This window comes from Paraburkholderia sp. RAU2J (assembly GCF_003634845.1).
GTDB lineage: Bacteria > Pseudomonadota > Gammaproteobacteria > Burkholderiales > Burkholderiaceae > Paraburkholderia > Paraburkholderia fynbosensis.
Map to the genome: position 1 here is coordinate 656,783 of NZ_RBXG01000001.1, position 22,084 is coordinate 678,866.

General features: G+C 65.4%; 16 protein-coding genes. 4 read left to right on the plus strand and 12 right to left on the minus strand.

Annotated features, from left to right (window positions below):
• Positions 1 to 13: 13 nt before the first annotated feature.
• Together B0G69_RS03025 and B0G69_RS03030 are read right to left on the minus strand one after the other, a co-directional pair.
• Positions 14 to 1,120, minus strand: a complete 1,107-nt coding sequence (locus B0G69_RS03025) for an S-(hydroxymethyl)glutathione dehydrogenase/class III alcohol dehydrogenase (RefSeq protein ID WP_020069206.1) — start codon at positions 1,118 to 1,120, stop codon at positions 14 to 16.
• Between the two features lie 238 nt (positions 1,121 to 1,358).
• Positions 1,359 to 2,834 (minus strand): FGGY family carbohydrate kinase, encoded by a 1,476-nt coding sequence (locus B0G69_RS03030; RefSeq protein ID WP_121315594.1) that lies wholly within the window; start codon positions 2,832 to 2,834, stop codon positions 1,359 to 1,361.
• 458 nt (positions 2,835 to 3,292) lie between these two features.
• Here B0G69_RS03030 and B0G69_RS03040 point away from each other — a divergent pair, with 458 nt between their 5' ends.
• Positions 3,293 to 4,702, plus strand: coding sequence for a nucleobase:cation symporter-2 family protein (locus B0G69_RS03040; protein ID WP_121315595.1), 1,410 nt, complete (start codon positions 3,293 to 3,295; stop codon positions 4,700 to 4,702).
• A 149-nt stretch (positions 4,703 to 4,851) separates the two neighbouring features.
• On the opposite strand, the gene B0G69_RS03045 is transcribed toward B0G69_RS03040, so the two are convergent.
• The 3 genes from B0G69_RS03045 to B0G69_RS03055 are packed head-to-tail and all read right to left on the minus strand — an operon-like array spanning position 4,852 to position 10,855.
• Positions 4,852 to 6,381, minus strand: a complete 1,530-nt coding sequence (locus B0G69_RS03045) for an efflux transporter outer membrane subunit (RefSeq protein ID WP_121315596.1) — start codon at positions 6,379 to 6,381, stop codon at positions 4,852 to 4,854.
• Between the two features lies 1 nt (position 6,382).
• Positions 6,383 to 9,604 (minus strand): efflux RND transporter permease subunit, encoded by a 3,222-nt coding sequence (locus tag B0G69_RS03050; protein WP_121315597.1) that lies wholly within the window; start codon positions 9,602 to 9,604, stop codon positions 6,383 to 6,385.
• A gap of 18 nt (positions 9,605 to 9,622) precedes the next feature.
• The gene (locus B0G69_RS03055; protein WP_121315598.1) at positions 9,623 to 10,855 is read right to left on the minus strand and encodes an efflux RND transporter periplasmic adaptor subunit; all 1,233 of its coding nucleotides are present in this window, start codon (positions 10,853 to 10,855) and stop codon (positions 9,623 to 9,625) included.
• A 429-nt stretch (positions 10,856 to 11,284) separates the two neighbouring features.
• Here B0G69_RS03055 and B0G69_RS03060 point away from each other — a divergent pair, with 429 nt between their 5' ends.
• Positions 11,285 to 11,926 (plus strand): TetR family transcriptional regulator, encoded by a 642-nt coding sequence (locus B0G69_RS03060; protein WP_121315599.1) that lies wholly within the window; start codon positions 11,285 to 11,287, stop codon positions 11,924 to 11,926.
• A 183-nt stretch (positions 11,927 to 12,109) separates the two neighbouring features.
• Here the strand turns inward: B0G69_RS03060 and B0G69_RS03065 are convergent, their stop codons facing one another.
• The gene (locus B0G69_RS03065; protein WP_121315600.1) at positions 12,110 to 12,748 is read right to left on the minus strand and encodes a cysteine hydrolase family protein; all 639 of its coding nucleotides are present in this window, start codon (positions 12,746 to 12,748) and stop codon (positions 12,110 to 12,112) included.
• Positions 12,749 to 12,934: 186 nt separating this feature from the next.
• Between B0G69_RS03065 and B0G69_RS03070 the strand changes: the two genes are divergently transcribed.
• Positions 12,935 to 13,930: a helix-turn-helix domain-containing protein gene (locus B0G69_RS03070; protein ID WP_121315601.1), complete on the plus strand. Its 996-nt coding sequence runs from the start codon at positions 12,935 to 12,937 to the stop codon at positions 13,928 to 13,930.
• 230 nt (positions 13,931 to 14,160) lie between these two features.
• Here the strand turns inward: B0G69_RS03070 and B0G69_RS03075 are convergent, their stop codons facing one another.
• From B0G69_RS03075 to B0G69_RS03100, 6 genes are all read right to left on the minus strand, one after another.
• Positions 14,161 to 14,922, minus strand: coding sequence for an SRPBCC domain-containing protein (locus tag B0G69_RS03075; RefSeq protein WP_121315602.1), 762 nt, complete (start codon positions 14,920 to 14,922; stop codon positions 14,161 to 14,163).
• A gap of 34 nt (positions 14,923 to 14,956) precedes the next feature.
• The gene (locus B0G69_RS03080) at positions 14,957 to 15,349 is read right to left on the minus strand and encodes a DUF427 domain-containing protein (RefSeq protein ID WP_121315603.1); all 393 of its coding nucleotides are present in this window, start codon (positions 15,347 to 15,349) and stop codon (positions 14,957 to 14,959) included.
• Between the two features lie 149 nt (positions 15,350 to 15,498).
• On the minus strand, positions 15,499 to 15,996 hold the full coding sequence (locus B0G69_RS03085) for a carboxypeptidase regulatory-like domain-containing protein (RefSeq protein ID WP_121315604.1): 498 nt from the start codon (positions 15,994 to 15,996) through the stop codon (positions 15,499 to 15,501).
• Between the two features lie 296 nt (positions 15,997 to 16,292).
• Positions 16,293 to 17,810: a DegQ family serine endoprotease gene (locus B0G69_RS03090; RefSeq protein ID WP_121315605.1), complete on the minus strand. Its 1,518-nt coding sequence runs from the start codon at positions 17,808 to 17,810 to the stop codon at positions 16,293 to 16,295.
• A 153-nt stretch (positions 17,811 to 17,963) separates the two neighbouring features.
• Positions 17,964 to 19,265 carry an ATP-binding protein gene (locus B0G69_RS03095; protein WP_121315606.1) on the minus strand — a complete coding sequence of 434 codons (1,302 nt, stop codon included), beginning with the start codon at positions 19,263 to 19,265 and terminating at the stop codon, positions 17,964 to 17,966.
• A gap of 4 nt (positions 19,266 to 19,269) precedes the next feature.
• Positions 19,270 to 19,932, minus strand: a complete 663-nt coding sequence (locus B0G69_RS03100; protein ID WP_121315607.1) for a response regulator — start codon at positions 19,930 to 19,932, stop codon at positions 19,270 to 19,272.
• A 324-nt stretch (positions 19,933 to 20,256) separates the two neighbouring features.
• Here B0G69_RS03100 and dacB point away from each other — a divergent pair, with 324 nt between their 5' ends.
• Positions 20,257 to 21,912: a D-alanyl-D-alanine carboxypeptidase/D-alanyl-D-alanine-endopeptidase gene (dacB, locus tag B0G69_RS03105; RefSeq protein WP_121315608.1), complete on the plus strand. Its 1,656-nt coding sequence runs from the start codon at positions 20,257 to 20,259 to the stop codon at positions 21,910 to 21,912.
• Positions 21,913 to 22,084 lie beyond the last annotated feature (172 nt).

Below are 22,084 nucleotides of genomic sequence, written 5' to 3' on the forward strand. Positions count from 1 at the left end.
CGACGCTCCTCGTTTAGTACAGCACCACCGAGCGGATCGACTCGCCCTTCTTCATCAGGTCGAAGCCCTCGTTGATGCGTTCGAGCGGCAGACGGTGCGTGATGAGGTCGTCGATATTGATCTTGCCTTCCATGTACCAGTCGACGATCTTCGGCACGTCGGTGCGCCCGCGCGCGCCGCCGAAGGCTGAGCCCTTCCATTCGCGGCCCGTCACCAGCTGGAACGGACGCGTGCTGATCTCCTCGCCTGCCGCCGCCACGCCGATGATGAACGACTGGCCCCAGCCCTTGTGCGTGCACTCTAGCGCCTGGCGCATCACCTTCGTGTTACCGATGCATTCGAACGAATAGTCCGCGCCACCGTCGGTGAGCTGCACGATGTGATCGACGACGTTCTCGACTTCGTTCGGGTTGATGAAGTGGGTCATGCCGAACTTCTTCGCCAGCTCGACGCGCCCCGGGTTGATATCGACGCCGATGATCTTGTCCGCGCCGACCATCTTCGCGCCTTGAATCACGTTCAGGCCGATGCCGCCGAGACCGAACACGACCACGTTCGCGCCCGCTTCGACCTTCGCCGAATACACCACGGCGCCGACGCCGGTCGTCACACCGCAGCCGATGTAGCAGATCTTGTCGAACGGCGCGTCCTCACGCACCTTCGCGACCGCGATTTCCGGCACGACGATGTAGTTCGAGAACGTGGACGTGCCCATGTAGTGAAAGAGCGGCTTGCCGTCGAGCGAGAAACGCGACGTGGCGTCCGGCATCAAGCCCTTGCCTTGCGTCGAGCGGATCGCCTGACACAGGTTGGTCTTGCGCGAGAGGCAGAACTTGCACTGACGGCATTCCGGCGTGTACAGCGGAATCACGTGGTCGCCCTTCTTCAGCGTGCCGACGCCCGGACCGGTATCGACGATCACGCCCGCGCCTTCGTGGCCGAGAATCGCCGGGAAGATGCCTTCCGGATCGGCGCCGGACAGCGTGTAGTAGTCGGTGTGGCAGATGCCCGTCGCCTTCACTTCGATCAGGACTTCACCGGCGCGCGGCCCTTCCAGATCGACTTCCTCGATCGTCAACGGGGCGCCGGCTTTCCATGCGATTGCTGCTTTGGTCTTCATCGTCAATGCTCCTGTGAGTCTGTGAATGCGACGCGCGTCGCGGTTCGTTACGTCGCGGCGCGCGGGTGATCCGCGGATGTTGCGTTGCGCTTGCTACACGTGATGCGTGGCGACGCCGCTGGCCGACGCCGACGCGATGGCGGCCGACAGCGCAGGGCGGGATGCAGCTTAGCGCGCGAAAAGCGTCATGGTATTGCAAAGCGCGTCATCGCATTGTCCTGCCCGGACATTGCTGCGGCTAGCGCGGCGTCGTGCCGCCGACGCCGAACCATGTCTCGACGCGGCCATACAGATCGAGAAAGCGCGCATAGCGTGCTTCGAGCGCGGCATCGCCTTGCGGCCCCGCGACGCGCGTCGTGCCCGGCGCGAGCGCGGCCAGATCGTCCGCGCGCCAATGGCCGCTCGCGAGGCCGCCGAGCATGGCCGCGCCACGCGGCGCGGCATTCGGGCAATCGACCGCATGCAGTTCGACGTTCAGCGCGTCGGCGAGCAACTGGCGCCAACGCGCGTCGACGGAACCGCCGCCGGCGAGCTTCAAGGCCGTCACCGTGGCGCCGCTCGCACGAATTGCGTCGAGCCCTGCGCGCAGCGAGAACGCGACGCCTTCGAACGCGGCTCGCATCATCGCGCCGCGCGTGTGATCGAGCGCGAGACCGAGCCAGCCGCCGCGCGCCTGCGGGTTGAGCCATGGGGTGCGCTCGCCTGTGAGGTAAGGCAGGAAGGTCAGGTTGGCGGGGTCGTTGGCAATCTTGCCCGCTTCGTCGCCGAATGCATCGCCGAATGCATCGCCGAATGCGTCAAGATAAGCATCGGCCCATTCATACGACAGCCATCCGCGCGCCCGCTCCAGTGCGATGCCGACGTTTTGCATCGCCGCCATCCGGTACCAGTGATCGCTCGCCGCCCGATAGCGGTGCAAGCCCTTCACCGCCGCAGGCTCATGCGCAGCGAGCACAACGATCTGTCCGCCGGTGCCGGTGGTGAGCAACGCGTCGCCGTCGTGCGCGAGTCCGCTGCCGAGCGCCGCGCAGGGCGTATCCGCGGCGCCGGTTGCGAGCACGATGCCGGCGCGCAGACCAAGCGCGTGCGCCGCGCGCGTCGACAGCACGCCCCCCGCCGCATACGACGGCGCCAGTGGTGCGAACCACTCGCGCGGAATCCGCAGGCGTTCGAGCAGGGCCGCGTCCCACACGCCGGCGGAATCGGCGAGCGCGGTCGCGCACGCGTCGGATGGGTCGGTCGCCACCGCGCCGCCGAGTGCGACGCGCAGCCAGTCCTTCGGTTGCAGCGCCCAACGCGTGCGGCGCGCGACCTCCGGTTCGTGCAGCACGATCCAGCGCAGCAACGGGCCGGCCATGCCCGGAGCGACCGGATTCGGCTGCGGCTCGGGCCACGCATCGAGCAGGTCCAGCGCGCGCGTGTCGGGCCAGAGCATCGCGGGGCGCACGGCTTCGCCCGCCGCGTCGATCAGCACGACGCCGTGCATCTGCCCGGAAAAGCCGATCGCCTGCACCTCGTGGCGCAAGCCTTCGGGCAAGCGCGCCATCGCTTCGCAGAGCGCGCGCCACCATGTCTGCACCGGCGTTTCAGCCCAACCCGCGTGCGGTGTGTCGAGCGCGTAAGCGACGCTCGCCACCGCCTGCTCGCGACCGTGTTCGTCGACGATTGCCGCTTTAAGGGAACCGGTGCCGAGGTCGATGCCGAGAAAACTCATAGGCGATGGGTCGTCAAATGGGTGGGGAGATGGGTACGCATCGGGTGCATGGAGAAGCGACATCGAGCATGCGCGAAGCGCGCCAACGTTCACGCTGAAACGCGCCCCGATGCGCACACGAGCGCTCGCATCAGAACGCATGCCGAAATTCGCCATTCGCGGGTTAACCCCGCCACGCCGCGAGCCGCATGAAAACAGGACTATGCGCCAGATGCGATACACCTCATTGATTCTCACATATATCCCGGTGCGCCGGGCACGCGCGGCGAGCGGCTTCGCAGCGCCGCTGCCAAGGGCTCACCGCCGATCGGCCGTGCGCGCACCTTTAATTCAGCTTTCAAACGACGCGCCCGCATATCGTCACCGGGAATGCCGGAATAGGTCCCAGTGGTCTTGTTGCACCTTTTCGTCCCCGATACCTTGGAGCCATCCCAAAACAGATGGTGGAGACAGACGATATGCAACCGAACACGGTTCACCCGTGCGACGAGCGACTGCCCGCAGGCCAGTTGCTCACCCTCGGCATTCAGCACGTTCTGGTGATGTACGCAGGCGCCGTCGCGGTGCCCTTGATCATCGGCGCGGCGCTCAAGCTGCCGAAGGACCAGATTGCCTTCCTCATCAGCGCCGATCTGTTTTCGTGCGGCATCGCCACGCTGATCCAGACGCTCGGGCTCTGGATCTTCGGCATCCGTCTGCCGGTCATCATGGGCTGCACGTTCGCGGCCGTCGGTCCGATGGTCGCGATCGGCACCAACCCGTCGCTCGGCATCCTCGACATCTTCGGCTCGACGATCGCGGCCGGCGTGGTCGGCATCCTGCTCGCGCCCGCGGTCGGCAAGCTGCTGCGCTTTTTCCCGCCGGTGGTGATCGGCGTGGTGATCTCGGTGATCGGCCTGTCGCTGATGGAAGTCGGCATCAACTGGGCAGCCGGCGGCGTGGGCAATCCCGACTACGGCAACCCGGTCTACCTCGGGCTGTCGCTGGTCGTGCTGATGCTGATCCTGCTGATCAACAAATTCGCGCGCGGCTTCCTCGCGAACATCTCGGTGCTGCTCGGCATCGTCGCGGGCTTCGTGATCGCGCTGGCACTCGGCCGCGTCAACATGGAAGGCGTCACGCTCGCGCCGTGGGTCGGCTTCGTCATGCCGTTCCACTTCGGCCTGCCGCACTTCGATCCACTGTCGATCGCGACGATGGTCACGGTGATGTTCGTCACCTTCATCGAATCGACCGGCATGTTCCTCGCGGTCGGCGACATGGTCGATCGTCCGGTCGATCAGAAGACGCTGGTGCGCGGCCTGCGCGTCGACGGCCTGGGCACGCTGATCGGTGGCATCTTCAACTCGTTTCCGCATACCTCGTTTTCGCAAAACGTCGGGCTGATCGGCGTGACCGGTGTGAAGAGCCGCTTCGTCTGCGCGATGGGCGGCGTGATCCTGGTGCTGCTCGGCCTGTTCCCGAAGATGGCGCAGGTGGTCGCCTCGGTGCCGGCGTTCGTGCTCGGCGGCGCGGGCATCGTGATGTTCGGCATGGTCGCGGCGAACGGCATCAAGGTACTGTCGAAAGTCGACTTCGTGAAGAACCATCACAACCTGTTCATCGTTGCGGTGAGTATCGGTCTGGGACTGGTGCCGGTGGTGTCGCCGCACTTCTTCTCGAAGCTGCCGCCGGCGCTGTCGCCGCTCTTGCATAGCGGGATTCTGCTGGCGTCGGTGTCGGCGGTGGTGCTGAACCTGATCTTCAACGGCGTGAAGAGCGAGAAGAAGGCGCAGTGCGAGATTCGCCGGGCGGGTCATGACTTCGATGGACGCGGCGGTGCGGAGCCACATGGCGACGAGATGCTGCGCACGGTGGATTTGCACTGACCATCGCCGATTGAAACGATGAGGGTCGCGGCCGCGAAGGCCGCGGAAACAAAAACGCCACGGCATTGCCGTGGCGTTTTTGTTTGAGCCCGCTGCGTAAGACGGCTCCTTGAATCAGAACCCGTCCCACACAGACACTGGCGCGAAACTCAACCCGCGCTCGGTGCCGAAGCCGCCACCGGCGCACTGGCCGCGCCGTAGTCGACCGGCGCATCTGCCGGACGCGGCTGCTCGCCGGTATGCTCGATCCAGCCGCCGCCGAGCGATTCGTACAACGTCACGAGGTTCTGCAGACGTTCCATGCGCGCCGTGATCAGCGACTGCTGCGACGAATACAGATCGGTCTGCGCGGTCAGGACCGCCAGATAGCTGTCGACGCCATTCGTATAGCGCAGGTTCGACAGATCCAGCCGGCGTTGTTCGGCAAAGGTATTGCGTTCGAGCGCCTGGATCTGCTGATCGTACGTGCCGCGCGCCGCGAGCCCGTCCGCCACTTCGCGGAAGGCCGTCTGGATCGCCTTTTCGTACGTGGCGATCTGGACGTTCTTCTGGATGTTGGCAACGTCGAGGCTCGCCTTGAGTTCGCCACCCTCGAAAATCGGCACCGTGATCGACGGTGCAAAGCTCCACGCCGCCGAACCCGGCTTGAACAGACCACCCAGCGTTGGGCTCAGTGTGCCGACGCTGCCGGTCAACGTGACCTGCGGGAAGAATGCCGCACGCGCCGCGCCGATGTTGGCGTTGGCCGCGAGCAGGTTCTCCTCGGCCTCCATGATGTCGGGACGCCGCGTCAGCAAGTCGGAAGGCAGGCCCGCCGGAATATCCGTGAGGAGATTCTGGTCGTCCAGTTTGAGCCCCGGCGGCAGGTCGGACGGCAACGGCTCGCCCAGCAGCAGCACGAGCGCGTTCTCAGCCTGAGCCCGCAAGCGCGCCTGCGCCTGCAAGTTCGCGCTCGCCGTCTCGACCACCGTCTGCGCCTGACGCAGATCGAGTTCCGAACCCGTGCCGTTGTCGAACTGCAGCTTGGTGATCCGGTACGAATCCTGCGCCGTCTTCAGCGTGTCCTGCGTGACCTTCAGCAGGTCATCCAGTTCGAGCACCGTCAGGTACTGGTTCGCCACCTGCGAGACCAGCGCGATTTCCGCGGCCTTGCGCGCCTGAGCCGTACCGAGGTAGGTCGCCAACGCCTGATCCTTCAGGCTCTGAATGCGCCCGAAGAAGTCGATTTCCCACGACGCGTTCAGACCCACCGAATACGACGAGGAAATCAGCTGGTCGGTGAACGACAGGTCGCGCGGCGTACGCGAACGGGAGCCGGAAGCCGCCGCGTCGAGCGTCGGGAACAGACCCGCGCGCACGATGCGGTACTGCGCCTGCGACGCCTGCATGTTCAGCACCGACACGCGCAGATCGCGGTTGTTCTTCAGCGCGATCTCGATCAACCGCTGCATACGCGGATCGACGAAGAACTCGCGCCAGCCGATGTCGGCGGCAGCCTGGCCGTTGGCGCTGCGCGCGCTGACGGCCCCGGGCTGGGTCGCTCCCGGTTGCGCGTCGTACACGCCGCCGGTCGGGAAGGTTGCCGTTACGGGCGCTTCGGGGCGCTGATAATGCGGCGCCATCGTGCAACCCGCGGCGAACAACGCGACCGCCACTGCAATCAGAGAATGTTTTTGCATCTCAATGTCCGTCCTTGCCCGAGCCTTCATCAGTCGACCCGCCAGCCGAACCGCCACCTTGCGGATCATGCGGATGGTGCTGTTCGTAGTGTGCGAGCGCCTCATCCGGGTCTTCCTTCTCACCGCCGAACTTCGCGCGAATCACGACGAAGAACATCGGGATCATGAAAATCGCGAGGAAGGTCGCCGTCAACATCCCGCCGATCACGCCGGTACCGATCGCGTGCTGGCTGGCCGAACCGGCGCCGTTACTGATCGCGAGCGGCATCACGCCGAGAATGAACGCGAGCGAGGTCATCAGAATCGGACGCAACCGCAGACGCGCTGCTTCCAGCGCGGCCTCGATCGGCCCCATGCCTTGACCCTGCTGCAGTTCGCGGGCGAATTCCACGATCAGAATCGCGTTCTTCGCCGACAACCCGACGGTGGTCAACAGACCCACCTGGAAGAACACGTCGTTCTCGAGCCCGCGCAGCGTAGCGGCCAGCAGTGCGCCGATCACGCCGAGCGGCACCACCATGATCACCGAGAACGGGATCGACCAGCTTTCATACAACGCCGCGAGACAGAGGAACACGACGAGAATCGAGATGCCGTACAGAATCGGTGCCTGCGAACCGGACTGGCGTTCCTGCAACGACAAGCCCGTCCATTCGTAGCCGATGCCCGCAGGCAACTTCGCCACGAGTGCTTCCATCGCCGTCATCGCCTGACCGGTCGACTTGCCCGGTGCAGCCGCGCCCTGAATTTCCACCGACGAGATACCGTTGTAGCGCTCCAGCTTCGGCGAACCAAACGCCCACTCGGTACTCGCGAACGCGGAGAACGGCACCATCGCGCCGGCGCTGTTGCGCACGAACCAGGCACTGACGTCTTCCGGTTTCATCCGGAAAGGCGCCTCACCTTGCAGATAGACCTTCTTGATCCGGCCATCCGTATCGAGGAAGTTGTTCACGTACGCCGATGCCCACGCAATCGAGAACGTCTGGTCGATGTCGGACACGGACACGCCAAGCGCCTCAGCCTTCTCGCGATCGATGTTCACCTTGAACTGCGGCGTATCGTTCAGGCCGTTCGGACGCACCTGCGCCAGCGTCGGATCTTTCGCCGCCAGACCTAGCAGCATGTTGCGCGCTTCCATCAGTTTCGCGTGGCCGATACCCGCGCGATCCTGCAACTGGAAGTCGAAGCCCGCAGCCGTGCCGAGTTCAGGAATCGACGGCGGATTGACAGGGAACACCACCGCGGTCTTGTAGCTGGCGAAGTGCATGTAGAGACGCCCGACCAGCGCTTGCACCTTCTGGTCCGCATGCTGACGCTGCGCGTAGTCCCTCATCCGCACGAACACGAGACCCGCGTTCTGGCCGCGGCCGGCGAAGCTGAAGCCGTTCACCGTGAAGGTCGATTCGACAATCGACTTCTCGTCGGTGAGCAGATAGTCCGACACGTCCTTCAGCGCGCGCGCAGTGGTTTCCTGTGTCGAGCCCGACGGCGTTTGCACGAGCACGAACATCGTGCCCTGATCTTCGTCAGGCAGGAACGACTTCGGCAGTCTGACGAAGAGCAACCCGACCGCGAAGATCACCACCATGTAGATGATCAGCCAACGGCCCGAGCGCTTGATCACGTGGTGCACGCCCGAGTGATATTTGTCGCGGCTCTTGTTGAACGTGCGGTTGAACCAGCCGAAGAAGCCGGTGGTCTTTTCGTGATGCCCTTGCGGAATCGGCTTGAGGATCGTCGCGCACAGCGCCGGCGTCAGAATCAACGCGACCAGCACGGACAGCACCATCGCCGCCACGATCGTCAGCGAGAACTGCCGGTAAATCGCGCCGACCGAACCGCCCGAGAACGCCACCGGCACGAACACTGCCGACAGCACGAGCGCCACGCCGACCAGCGCGCCGGTAATCTGGTCCATCGCCTTGCGGGTCGCGTCTCGAGGCGATAAGCCCTCCTCCTGCATCACCCGCTCGACGTTCTCCACCACCACGATCGCATCGTCCACCAGCAGGCCGATTGCCAGCACGAGCCCGAACATCGACAGCGTGTTGATCGAGAAGCCCACGAGGCCCATGATCGCGAACGTGCCGAGCAGCACCACCGGCACGGCGATCGTCGGGATCAGCGTGGCGCGCAGGTTCTGCAGGAACAGGTACATGACCAGGAACACCAGCACGATACCTTCGAGCAGCGTCTTGACCACTTCCTCGATCGACAGGCGCACGAACGGCGTGGTGTCGTACGGATACTGGACGACCAGCCCGTGCGGGAAGTACTTCGACAGTTCGGCGACCTTCGCGCGCACCGCCTTCGCCGTGGCCAGCGCGTTCGCGCCGGTGGCGAGCTGAATACCGAAGCCGGCCGTCGGCTGGCCGTTGTACTTGGTGTCGAAGTTGTAGTTTTCGCCGCCCAGCTCGATACGTGCCACGTCGCGCAGGCGCACCTGCGAGCCGTCCGTGTTCACCTTCAGCAGAATGTTGCCGAACTGTTCAGGCGTATTGAGCAGCGTGGCCTGCGTGATGGTGGCCTGCAGCACCTGGCCCGGCACCGACGGCGTACCGCCGAGCGAACCGCCTGCCACCTGAACGTTCTGCGCCTGCAACGCGGTTTCGACGTCGACCGGCGTGAGGCCGAAGTTGTTCAGCTTGTTCGCATCGAGCCAGACGCGCATCGCGTACTGCGAGCCGAACAGCGTCACCGTGCCCACGCCGTCGATACGGCTGACCGGGTCCTGAATGTTCGACGCGACGTAGTTCGCCAGGTCGTACTTGCTCATGCTGCCGTCTTCGGACACGAACGCCATCACCAGCAGGAAGCTGCTGCTCGACTTCGTGACCTTGGTGCCCAACTGCTGCACGGCTTGCGGCAAGAGCGGCGTGGCGAGCTGCAGCTTGTTCTGCACCTGCACCTGCGCGATGTCGGGGTTGGTGCCGGCCGCGAACGTCAGCGTGATGGTTGCCGTGCCCGAGTCGTCCGAGGTGGACGCCAGATACAGCAAGTGGTCGAGACCACTCATCTGCTGCTCGATCACCTGCGTGACGGTGTTTTCCACCGTCTTCGCCGATGCGCCCGGGTACGTTGCGCTGATCTGCACGGCCGGCGGCGCGATGGTCGGGTATTGCGCGATCGGCAATGTAAAGACCGACGCGATACCCGCGAGCATCAGAATGATGGCGATCACCCATGCAAAAATCGGGCGATCAATAAAGAACTTTGCCATGAAGCGGGCTCCCTGTTATTACGCGCCCGATGCAGCAGAGGCTGGTTGAGCCGTCTGGGCAGCACCGCTGGCGGCCGGCGCGCCTTGGGCGGCTGCGTCGGAAGCGGGGGTGGCGGGAAGTTGCGCGGCAACTGGCTTGACCTGCTGGCCCGGGCGCGCCTTGTCGGTGCCCTGGACGATCACGCGATCGCCCGGCTTCAGGCCGCTTGCGACCACCCAGTTCGTGCCGAAGGTGCCCGCCGTGACGAGCGAACGCAGTTCCACCTTGTTGTCGGCGCCGATGACCAGCGCGGTCGGTTGACCTTTCTGGTCATGCGTGATGCCGACTTGCGGCACGACGAGCGCGTTCTGGTTGACGCCTTCCTCGATCTTCGCGCGCACGAACATACCCGGCAGCAGCACCTTGTCCGCGTTCTTGAAGATCGCGCGAACCGTGACCGAGCCGGTGCCCTGGTCGACCGTGACGTCGGTGAACTGCAGCTTGCCCTTCTCCGAATAAACGCGGCCGTCTTCGAGGATCAGCGAGACCTGGGCGGCGCCCGGACCGCTCGTCTTCAGGCGCCCTTCCTGCACTTCGCGGCGCAGCTTCAGACCCTCCAGGCTCGATTGGGTCAGGTCCACGTAGACCGGATCGAGTTGCTGGACCGTGGCGAGCAGCGTCGCGGCGCTCGCCTGCACGAACGCGCCCGGCGTGACTTGCGACACGCCGATCTGGCCGGTCACCGGCGAGGTCACGTCGGTATAGCCGAGGTTGATCTGCGCGGTGTCGACCGCGGCCTTGCCCGCGGCGACGTCGGCCGCGGCCTGGCCTTGCGCGGCGACCGCGTTGTCGTAGTCCTGCTTGCTGACCGCGTTGGCGGCGACCAGCACCTTGTAGCGGTTGGCCTGCGCGGTGGTCGACACGAGGTTGGCCTGCGCCTTGGCGAGCGTCGCCTTCGCGTTGTTCAACGTCGCGATGTACGGCGCCGGATCGATCTTGTACAGACGCTGACCGGCCTTCACCTGGCTGCCTTCCGTGAACTCCCGGCGCAGCACGATACCGTCGACCCGCGCACGCACCTGCGCGACGAGGAAAGCGCTGGTGCGGCCAGGCAGTTCGGTGACAACCGGCACGGTCGTCGGCTGGACGGTGACGACGCCGACTTCGGGCGTCTGTGGCGGCGGGGCAGATTGTTTTGGTCCGCACGCTGCCAGCAATACGGCAGCCGTCGCGGCACTGATTAAGCGGAATGGAACCCGTTCGACGCGCATGGAGCGACCTCTGTCAAAGACTGAGAATGAAAAAGTGCGCGCATCCCTACCCCGGGGACCGCGGCGCACACATGCGTCTTGCGACGCTTGACCGGAAGCCCGTGGCTGCACATCGCACCTGCCGGGGCATCGTGGTGCGAATGCGCCATACCGTGGAATGCCGCACGGCGCCGCCCTCTCGGGCAACGCGCAGGAGCGTTTTGGAAGGCAACAGTGACGGATATTAACCGGTCGTCACGGCTTGGGCTATCCGGTCGTGGGGTGCTATTATATATACGTTCACGAATGCATGTAAAAGTGCATTTTCGTCTCTTGCGGGCGGGGACCCGCAAGAATGGTTGCTAAACTCCGAAATAGTAGACAGATTGTCATCGGGCCGACTTAAAAACGCCCGGGAAAACCCCCACAATCAGGGCAGGTCATACCAATATGGTCAGAAGAACCAAAGAAGAGGCGTTGGAGACGCGCACCAGTATTCTCGATGCGGCCGAACGCGTGTTCTTCGAGAAAGGCGTATCGCGCACGTCGCTCGCCGACATCGCACAAGCCGCCGGCGTCACGCGCGGCGCAATCTACTGGCACTTCGCCCACAAAAGCGACCTCTTCACCGAAATGTTCGACCGCGTGCTGCTGCCGCTGGACGAACTCAAAGCCGCATTGCAAGACCCCAACGAACCCGATCCGCTCGGGCGCGTGATGGAAATCTGCGTGGTCTGCCTGCGCGACACCGCCAACGACCCCCGCCGCCGGCGCGTGTTCGACATTCTGTTTCTGAAGTGCGAGCTGGTCGAGGAAATGGGCCCGGTAATGGAACGTTATCAGACCAATATGCACGAGGGGCTCGCCAAAATTGAAGGCGGTCTGCGCAACGCGGTCTCCAAGGGACAAATGCCCGCGGATCTCGATACGAAACTCGCGGCGGCGATGGTGCATGCGTTCGTCAGCGGCTCGCTGCGCGACATGCTGTTCCTGCCCGATGCGACGGATTTCGGCGCGCATGCGCAACAGATGGTCGAAGGCATGTTCGACGCGTTGCGGCTAAGCCCAGCGCTGCGCAAGATGCCGGCGTAGCGGCCGCGCGGTGCGTTTAGCGCGGCTTGAGGAGCGGCGTGGTCAACGCCAGAAAAGCGGGCGGGGTGAGCAACCCCCGCCCGCTTTCGTTTGGGCGCGACAGTGGGTGGTGGGCGCGGCGGCTTTGCCTGCTGTGTGGCCGGCCGCGACAGCCGTGCATGTGCGCCTCGTCATGCACCCGCGTCAGGCAACCGCCCGCCGCGCCCGCGCCCGCGCCGCCTGATTCGACGTATAGATGTTGTCGCGCGCGAGCGGCGCCCCGCTTTGCACCGACGCGATCCACTCGTCCGTACTCGCCACCGCCGCGAAGCGCGATTGCAGCACCACGCTGAATATCCGGTGGATGTCCTCCGCGCTGGCAAAGCCCGCACTGTTCTCGTACGGCACCGAGCCTGTCGCGTCGTGCAGGAATTCGACGGCGAGCCCCGCGTGAACCGCATGATTGATGGTCGACGCGTCACAGTTGTGCGTCATGTAGCCGGCCACCGTCAGCGTGTCGACGTCCTGCGCGGCGAGCCAGTCGGCGAGATCGGTGCCGGTGAACGCGCTCGGCAAAGACTTTTCCACGTAGTGATCGTGCGGGCGCGAGCCGACCACCGGATGCAGCTCCGCCGCTGCGCTGCCGCGCGCGAACAGCGGCGAGGTGGCCGGCGCGAAGTTCTGCACCACCACCACCGGCACGCCGGCGGCCCGCGCCGCGTCCATCGCGCGGCCGATGTTGGCGAGCGAGGTCTGGACATCCGGGAATTCGATCGGCAGATCGCCGGTCACGTATTCGTTCTGCACGTCGATGACGATCAGCGCACGGCGCGGCATGGTCATGGCAAGGCTCCTGGCGGGTGATGGAATGATCGGGGCAAAGGCTCGTGCCGCACGGCTTGGCGTGGTGCCGAGCGGCACGGTGGCGCGACGACTGCATTGTTCGCCCGTTGCCGCTTTCACGACAGCGGCCCGAACGACAAGATTCGCTAGAATCGGGCCATCCGGGTTGAATGCACGAGATGATCGATGGACCGTTCCCCTCCCCCGCGCGCCGCGCTGGACGACGCACCCCGCCACATCGTAGCCGTGGTCGCGTTCGACCGCATCAGCCCGTTTCATCTGTCGGTGCCGTGCGTGGTTTTCGGCGAGGACCGCCGCGGCAGCGGCCTGCCGGACTTCGACTTGCGCGTCTGCGCCGCCGAGACAGGCGCGCTGACGACCACCGCCGGCTTCTCGATCGCCGTCACGCACGGACTCGACGCCCTTGCGGAGGCGCATACGGTCATCGTGCCGAGCTGGCGCGATCCCGACGAGGCGCCGCCCGCGGCATTGCTCGACGCGTTGCGCGCGGCCCACGCGCGCGGCGCGCAGCTGGTCGGGCTGTGTCTGGGCGCGTTCGTGCTGGCCGCCGCCGGCATCCTCGACAATCGCCCTGCCTCGACCCATTGGGCATGGGCCGACGATTTCGCGCGCCGCTATCCGCGCGTGCGGCTCGACCCCGACGTGCTGTACGTGGACGACGGCAACGTGATGACCTCGGCCGGCACCGCCGCTGGCCTCGACTGCTGCCTGCACGTGCTACGCAAGCTATGCGGCGCGCAGGCGGCGAACTACGTGGCGCGCCGGCTGGTGGTGCCGCCGCACCGGCAAGGCGGCCAGGCGCAATTCGTCCAGCAGCCGATGCCGCCGAATCTGCGTGGCGACCGGCTGTCCGGCCTGCTCGATTGGCTGAGCGGCAATCTGCACCTGCCGCATACGCTCGACACGCTCGCCGGGCGCGCGTTGATGAGCCGCCGCACCTTCACGCGACGCTTCCGGCTCGCCACCGGCACGACGGTCGGCGCGTGGCTGCTGGCGCAGCGGCTCGCCCGCGCGCAGCAGTTGCTGGAAAGCACCGACGCGTCGGTGGAAGCGATCGCGGGGAATGCCGGCTTCGGCTCGGCGGCTTCGCTGCGGCAACATTTCGGGGAGGCGTTTCGCACGTCGCCATCTGCGTGGCGGCGGGAGTTTCGCGGCGGTTGAGCGTAGATATTGTGCGCACGCGGCTCGGAGTCGGCGACACCGCGTGAAAGCGCGGAGAAGTAAGCGCGGAAACAACGATAGAGGCAGGACTGACGCGTTCAAGGAACACGCTTGGGGATGTCAGTGATCAACAGTGTTCCGTAGTGGTCCACCGTGATTTCGTAGTCGCGCCGACGCGACAGCGCCCTCCGTCATCGTTGCGCGATGGCTGCGGGACAATCGTACCGTCGTCAAGCCTCGCTAAGCCACCGCGCCGCATATAACAACAGCGCGACCAGAAAAATCATCACGGCCCACGCCCAATTCGGTACCACGTGCGGACCGTGCTCGCGCCGCGAGACGCTATGCGACAGACCCTGCGAAACGCCATGCGACGCACTCGCCGCCCGCCCTGCCATCGCATTGCCGTGCTCCATGCGGGTACGCCGGGCGATGCCGGCTAACGTGATCGGCCTTAAAAACACATGCTGCCGACGCATCGGCGAACCGCGCGCGCGGTTGGGTCCTTGTCCGTGTCTCGCCCGCACCACTGCGTCGAATTCGGTGAAAAAATCATCGGCGAGTTGATGCAGCGCGTTTTCGAGTTGGCGCGTCGGCAGTTCGGCAAGCGGCCCGGATGAGGTTGCCCAGATCGTATAGTCGACGCGCGTGCTGCGCGCCTTGCCTGTGCCAAGCGCGTTTTCGTCCGCGCGCAAGCGCACCTCGATCTGACCGCGCAACGCGCCGATGCCCTCGGCGCGCGCCTTGAAATTGATGGTACGGCGCTGCGCATCTGCCGGCCCGGAGTCCTGGCCGGCCACGTGGGCGCGCGCTTCGTACCGCGCGCGTAACGGGCCGAGCGGCACGGTCATGATCAACTCGTATTCGCCGTGCGCGAGGCGCGTGAACGACTCGCAGTTATCGAGGCTGGCGCGCAACATCGCGACGTCTTGCAATGCGTCCCAAACATCGGATGGCGCAAGTGGAATCCGTAACGCGTCGGTCAGTTCCATGGCAGCCTCTTCCGATGAAAGCGCGACAGCGGGATCAGGACGTCTGATCGATGCGGTCGACGCGCGATGCGTAAAACGCGAGATACCCTTTGATCTGCGCGACCGGCTCGAACGGCGCCTCGTAGCTCCACACGGCGTTTTCGATCACACCGTCTTCGGTGCGCAGGTGGAAGTAAGAAGCGTGGCCCTTGTGCGGACAGTGCGAGGTATGCGTCGAGCGTTCGAGCCGCGCCATGTTGACATGCTCGCGCGGGAAGTAGAACACGTCCGGCAACCCGGTCTCGGTGAGCGTGAGCCCCGCCTGGGTGTCGGCCATAGTCACGCCGCCGTGGATCACGCGCACGCGGTGGCTGTTGCTACGGATCGTGATCGTGTGGCCGCCCGCACTCGCTGCGGGGTTACCGTGAGGTGTCAAGGCATCGCTCATGTCTCGGCTCCGTGATGATGCGGTCGTACAAACAGGAAAGCCACGGGCTCGCCCGTGGCTTCATTATCGGCCAAACCGCCGCCGATTGCGCGGGCTTCCTCGGGCAGCGGGCAGTTCAGCCGCATTCCCCGCCGTGAACCCGCAGCCGCTTAGTTCGTATTCCAGTAGAACGCGGATTTGGCGCTGCCCTTGGCCTGGACCGTTACCGCCTTGGACTGCTCCCGATCCTTATAGCTCGCGTGCACGGTGTAGTGGCCGGGGCGCAGCCTGACCAGCATGTAAGGCCCGCGCGAGCTGGTGTTCAAAACCTCGCTGTTATGTGCATCGACTATTCGCACGTGGACGTCAGCGAGAAATTCGGAGCCGGGACCGGTAAAGCGCAGCGACAGCGGCCACTGGCTCTGCGCGTGTTGCAGCGCCTTCGACTCGTCGAGGCCGACGCCGCCCGACACGAACGAGACGTCGCCCTGCTGCTGGATTTGCGGCAGCCCGCCGCCATTGGTGTTGCCTGCGCTGCTGTCGTCGGTGGTGGTACCGCCGGTGACTTCGCTTGCCTGCTGTGCCTGCGCGCCGCCCGCCAGACCGAGCGTGAGCGCCGCGCACAGCGCGGCGGCTACGATCCCTCGCTGCCTGCGTTGGGTTTTCATCGGTTCGCTCCTTGTTGAGGACTTGTCGTCCGGTGTGTCCGGGTCCGCGATGGGTCCGGATCAAGGCAGACGCAACCTGCGTGCCAGGCGCCAGGAGCGTCGTCCGGAAACCGCTGTCACGGGGTGTCGCTGGGTGCGCCACGCTTTTCACGCACTTTCTGGCAGGCGAAAAAAAAGCCGATCCGTTGCAGTAAATGCAAAGACCGGCAAAAGGTACTGCAAAGCAGACAGATCGGGAAAGCGTCGGTCAAACTGCCGCCTCGACGTTCACCCGGGCCGTCCGTTCAAACAACCTGTTAGCCGAGATCGACAGGCACGAAGATCTGCGCGTTGTCGCGCTGGATCAGCAACGCGATGCTGTTGCCGGCGCTGCTGATCATCTGCTTGAGCTGATCCACGCTGCTGATCGGCCGGCCGTTGACCGCCAGAATCACGTCACCCGGCTGGATGCCGGCGTTCTCCGCCGCGCCTCCCGACTGTTGCACCAGCAGACCATGCGACACCGACGCGCCGCTCTTCTCTTCCGGCGTCAGCGGACGCACCGCGACGCCGAGACGGCCTTGCAACTGGGTCGGCTCATCGGCCTTATTCGACGCAACCTTCGTATCCGACAACGAGCCGATGGTCACCTTCAGGTCCTTGGTGGCCTTGTCGCGCCAGATCTGCACGGTGGCCGAGCTGCCCGGCGCCAGACCCGCGACCTTCGACGGCAAATCCGACGAGTCGGCGACCGGATCGCCGTTCAGCGACAGGATCACGTCGCCCGGCTGCAGACCGGCCTTGGAAGCCGGGCCCCCCGGATCGACCGAGCTGACCAGCGCACCTTGCGGCTTTTGCATGCCGAACGATTCGGCCAGCGTCTGATTCAGACCCTGCACCGCGACGCCGAGACGGCCGCGACTCACGTGACCGGTCTTGACGAGTTGGTCCTTGACCTTGATCGCTTCGTTGATCGGAATCGCGAACGACAGGCCCTGGAAGCCGCCGGTCTGCGAATAGATCATCGAGTTGATGCCGATCACTTCGCCTTGCAGATTGAACAGCGGACCGCCCGAATTGCCCGGGTTCACCGGCACGTCGGTCTGGATGAACGGCGTGTAGTTTTCGTTCGGTAGCGAACGCGACTTCGCGCTGATGATGCCCGAGGTCACGGTGTTGTCGAATCCGTAAGGCGAGCCGATCGCGACCACCCACTGACCGACCTTGCTCTGACGCGGATCGCCGATCTTCACGGTAGGCAGATTGCTCGCGTCGATCTTCAGCACGGCGACGTCGGACTGCTTGTCGGCGCCGACCACCTTGGCCTTGAACTCGCGCTTGTCGGTGAGCTTCACGGTGACGACGTTCGCGCCGTCCACCACGTGTGCATTGGTCAGGATGTAGCCGTCACTGCTGAGGATGAACCCCGAGCCCAGGCTCGCGCTCGGCTGATCGGGCGCATCGCCGCCGTCGCCGCCACCGCCTTGCATGCCCGGCATGCCGCCGAAGAAGCGTTTGTAGAACTGATAGAACGGATCGTTCGGATCGATCGGCAACTGATTGCCGTTCGCGTTGCCGCCATTACCGCGCAGCGCGGTGTGCTTGACCACGTGCTTCGCGCTGATGTTGACGACGGCCGGCCCGTAGGTTTCGACCAGACCCGAGAAATCGGGGATGCCGGTTTTGGCCGCGGCTTCGGCAGGCATCATCGCGGCTTGCGCCGGCGAGATTACCTGCGGTGCGGGTACATCGCGATGCCCCGCCACATAGCCGGCGGAAAGTGCAACGGCGACAGCTACTGCAACAGCGCTACGAGACAAGGTTTTCGCGTTCATCGTGGACTCCTGACTGAAGAGAGCTTCTGGGATGTCACGGAGCGTACGTGGGATCGCTTAAAAGAGTCTTAATCAGCGTCAATCGGCAAAAATCGATTTTCGCGGCACGTTTAACCCTCGATCAACCCAGATTGAGAAAAGAAAAGCTCATCGTCAGAAGCGCACCGTGACCAGCAAACCGCCCGCCGGCGATTCGTCGAGTGACACGCTCGCGTGATGTTGTGTCGCGATGCGGCGCACGATCGCGAGGCCCAGCCCCGTGCCCGCCACGTCGGCGCGCGCACGATTCGCGCCGGCGCCGGCACGGTAGAAGCGATCGAACACGCGATCGCGGTCGGCTGGGTCGATTCCCGGTCCAGTGTCGGCAATCCGCACGGCGGGATGCCCGTCTTCGACGCGCAGGCTGACGTCGACGCGGCCACCCTGCGGCGTGTACTTAGTGGCGTTGTCGACGAGGTTGTTGAACATCACGCGCAGCGCGTCCGCATCGCCGATTACCGTGGCCGCTTCGCTCGCCTCGACGCCGAGATCGACGCCGCGATTCAGCGCCAGCGGCGCATAGGCCGCGACGCACTCCTGTAACAGCGCGCACAGATCGATTGCGTCGGTGACGGCCACACCATCCGGTTCGGAGCGCGCGAGCGCGAGCAATTGCTCGGCGAGGCGCGTGGCGCGCGTGACGCCCGCCTGCAGATCGGCCAGCGCCTCGTTGCGCGCGGTATCGTCTTTCGCGCGCGCCACCAGTTGCGCCTGAATCTGCACGGCGGCGAGCGGCGTGCGCAATTCGTGCGCGGCATCGGCGACGAAGGCTTTCTGAATATCGAGCGCGGTCGCGAGCCGCTGGAGCAAGCCGTTCAACGCGCGCACGAGCGGCTGCACCTCGAGCGGCAAACGCCGGTCCGGCAACGGATCGAGCGCCTCGGGGTGACGCGCGTCGAGCGCGGTGGTCACGCGCCGCAACGGTCGCAGCCCGCGTCCGACGATCACCCACACGGCGAGACCCAGCAACGGCAGCAGCACGATCAACGGCCACAAGGTACGCAGCGCCACATTCGCGGCGAGCCGGTTGCGCACGGACAGCGGCTGCGCCAGCTGCACGACGTTATCGCCGACGATCGCGCCATACACGCGCCAATCGCCGCGCTCCGTGCGTTCAGTCGAGAAGCCGAGTTCGGCGCGCGGCGCAAGCGGCGCGCGCGGCCGCGAGTAGTACATGAGCACGCCGTTGCGATTCCAGATCTGCAGCACGATGCCTTCGTCGCCGGTGTCGCGCGACCCGAGCACCTGCGAGAACGGCTCCGACGGCAGCGCCGCGGCGATCTGTTCCAGCTGGTAATCGAACAGTTCGTTGGCTTCGGCGAGCGCCTGCCGGTAAATCAGCCAGCCCGCGATGCCGACGCCGAGCAACACCAGCGCCAGCAGCCAGACCAGCAGTTGTCGGCGAATCGAACGCATCGGCTCAAGCGTCCTTCGCGATCATGTAGCCGAGACCGCGCACGTTGCGGATCAGGTCCGCGCCGAGCTTCTTGCGCAACGCGTGAATGTAGACCTCGACGGTATTGCTGCCGATCTCCTCACCCCAGCCGTACATTTTTTCTTCGAGCTGACTCTTCGACAGCACCGCGCCGGGCCGCGCGATCAGCGCTTCCAGCAAAGCGAACTCACGCGCCGACAACGCGACCGGCGCGCCGTCGAGCGTGACCTGATGCGACGCGGGGTCGAGCGTGAGGGTGCCATGGCGAATCGTGGAATCGCTGCGGCCGGACTGGCGCCGGATCAGCGCGCGCATGCGGGCGCCGAGTTCGTCGAGATCGAACGGTTTGACGAGGTAGTCGTCGGCGCCGGCGTCGAGGCCTTTGACGCGCTCGGCCACCGCGTCGCGCGCGGTGACGATCAGCACCGGCAGCGCGTGGCCCCGCGCGCGCAACGTGCGCAGCACATCGAGACCGTCGCGTTTGGGCAGGCCGAGGTCGAGCAGCACCAGATCGTAAGGTTGTCCGCTCGCTGCACTCAGCGCCGCTTCGCCGTCTTCCACCCAGTCGACCGCGAAGCCTTCGCCGCGCAGCGCCTTGCGCACGCCTTCCGCGATCATCCGGTCGTCTTCGACTAGCAAAATGCGCATGGTTATACGTTCCGAAACGTTTGATGATGCCGCATTCTAGCGCCGCCCCCGCCGTGCGCGGCGCGTGATGTTTTTTTCTCACCGCAGCCTGGCGGCATGTCACTACAATGGGCGCTTTGCCTCGCGTGGCCGCGATTTGCCCCGTGCGCGCCGCAGCCGCATGCCGGACCCGGCATTGCGCCGAAGCGTTTGCACGGCTGTTTGCACGACCGGCCGATGCCCCCGCGCGCGCCGCAGCCGCCCAGCGCAAGCGCCGCGCCTGAATCAATGCTGCGTGGATTGCCGCGACCTCCACGCCCCGAAATTTTGCTTCCTCACCCGTTCATGACGCACGCTTTCCTGTCTTCCGTCGCACGCCGCCTGGCGTTGCGTTCGCGCCGTTCCGTTGTACCCGCCGCTGCCGCTCGCACGCCGCACCGGCTCGCGCCGCTCGCCCCCGCCTGGCTCATCGTGTGCGCCGCGCTCGGCTCGGCCGCGGCGCTGCCACTCGCCGCGCAGGCGCGCGTCAAGGCCACGCATCCGAGCGTCAGCGTGACGACGGTGCTGCCGCAACCGGTGATGGCCGCGTTGCAGCGCGCGCACGTGCCGCTGTCGTCGATCAGCGTGGTGGTGGAGAAGGTCGGCGACCGCACGCCGATCGTCGCGCTCAATGCCGGCAAGCCGATGATGCCCGCGTCGACGATGAAGCTCGTCACCACCTACTCCGGCCTGTCGATTCTCGGCCCCGACTATCGCTGGCGCACGAGCGCATACGCCGACGGTACCCTCGACGGCAACGGCGTGCTGCACGGCAGTCTGTACATTCAAGGCACCGGCGACCCGAAGCTCGTGCCGGAAGAATTGATCGATCTCGTGCAGAAGATTCACAAGGCGGGCATCACCGGCATCGACGGCGCGCTGGTGCTCGACAAGCGCTACTTCGATCCGTCGACACGCGACCTGCCGCCGTTCGACGACGACGCCACCGCACCGTACAACGTGGGCCCCGATCCGCTGCTGTACGCGTTCAAATCGCTGTCATTCACCGTGACGCCGTCGCCCGACGGCCGCGTGGCGATCGACGTGCTGCCCGCGCTCGCGCAGTTGCAGATCGACAATCAGATGCGCGCGGTCAACGGGCCCTGCCGCGGCGACGCGGCCTCCGTGTCGCCCACGGTTACGCAGCAGCCGAACGGCACCCTCGTGGCCTCGTTCATCGGCGACTATTCGGTGCGCTGCGACCCGCGCACGATCAACGTCGCGGTGCTCGATCACTCGGCTTTTTTTGCGGGCGGCTTTCTCGCGCTGTGGCAGCAGACCGGCGGCACCTTCAGCGGCACGACGCGTGAAGGCGCGGTGCCCGTCGGCGCGAAACTGGTCGCCACGCATCAGGGGCCGATGCTGTCCGACATCGTTCGCGACATCAACAAGTTCAGCAACAACACGATGGCGCGCAATCTGTTCCTGACCATCGGCGCGGCCGAAGAGAAGGCGCCCGCGACGCCCGCCAAAGCGGCGCGCGCGGTGCAGGCGTTTCTGCGCCGCGACAGCCTCAATATGGAATACCTGACGCTCGACAACGGCTCGGGCCTCTCGCGCGACGAGCACATCACCGCGCTCGCGCTCGCCGACCTGCTGCAGCGGGCCAATGCGAGCCCGGTCGCGCAGGTGTTCGTCGAGTCACTGCCGATCGCGGGCGTCGACGGCACGATGCGCAACCGCCTGGCCAATCAGGGCGCGGGCGGCAACGCGCACATCAAGACCGGCACCTTGCGCGACGTACGCGCGATCGCGGGCTATGTCGCGTCGGAGGACGGCAACAGTTACGTGGTTGTCAGCCTGATCAACGATCCGCATTCGGAAGCGGCGCGTACCGCGCACGACGCATTGCTCGAATGGGTCTACGAGGGACCATCGCAAGGCTTCAGAAAGATCGCCGACCCCGTCGACGAACCGCGCGGCAAGCCCAGGAAAAACCCGCGCAAGCGCGCGAGCCACTGAGGATTTCTTCTAGCGAAGCCGTGCGCGCGAAGGTCCTAAGCGTGTACGCTGTCGGGCAGCGATCGACACGCGCACAGCGCCATGCGTGTCGCGCAAAGCGCGCGCCCGACACGGTTATCCGAAGGGACTTCTTCCGGAAGCTGCGCGGCTCGCTCGAACAATAACGACACGA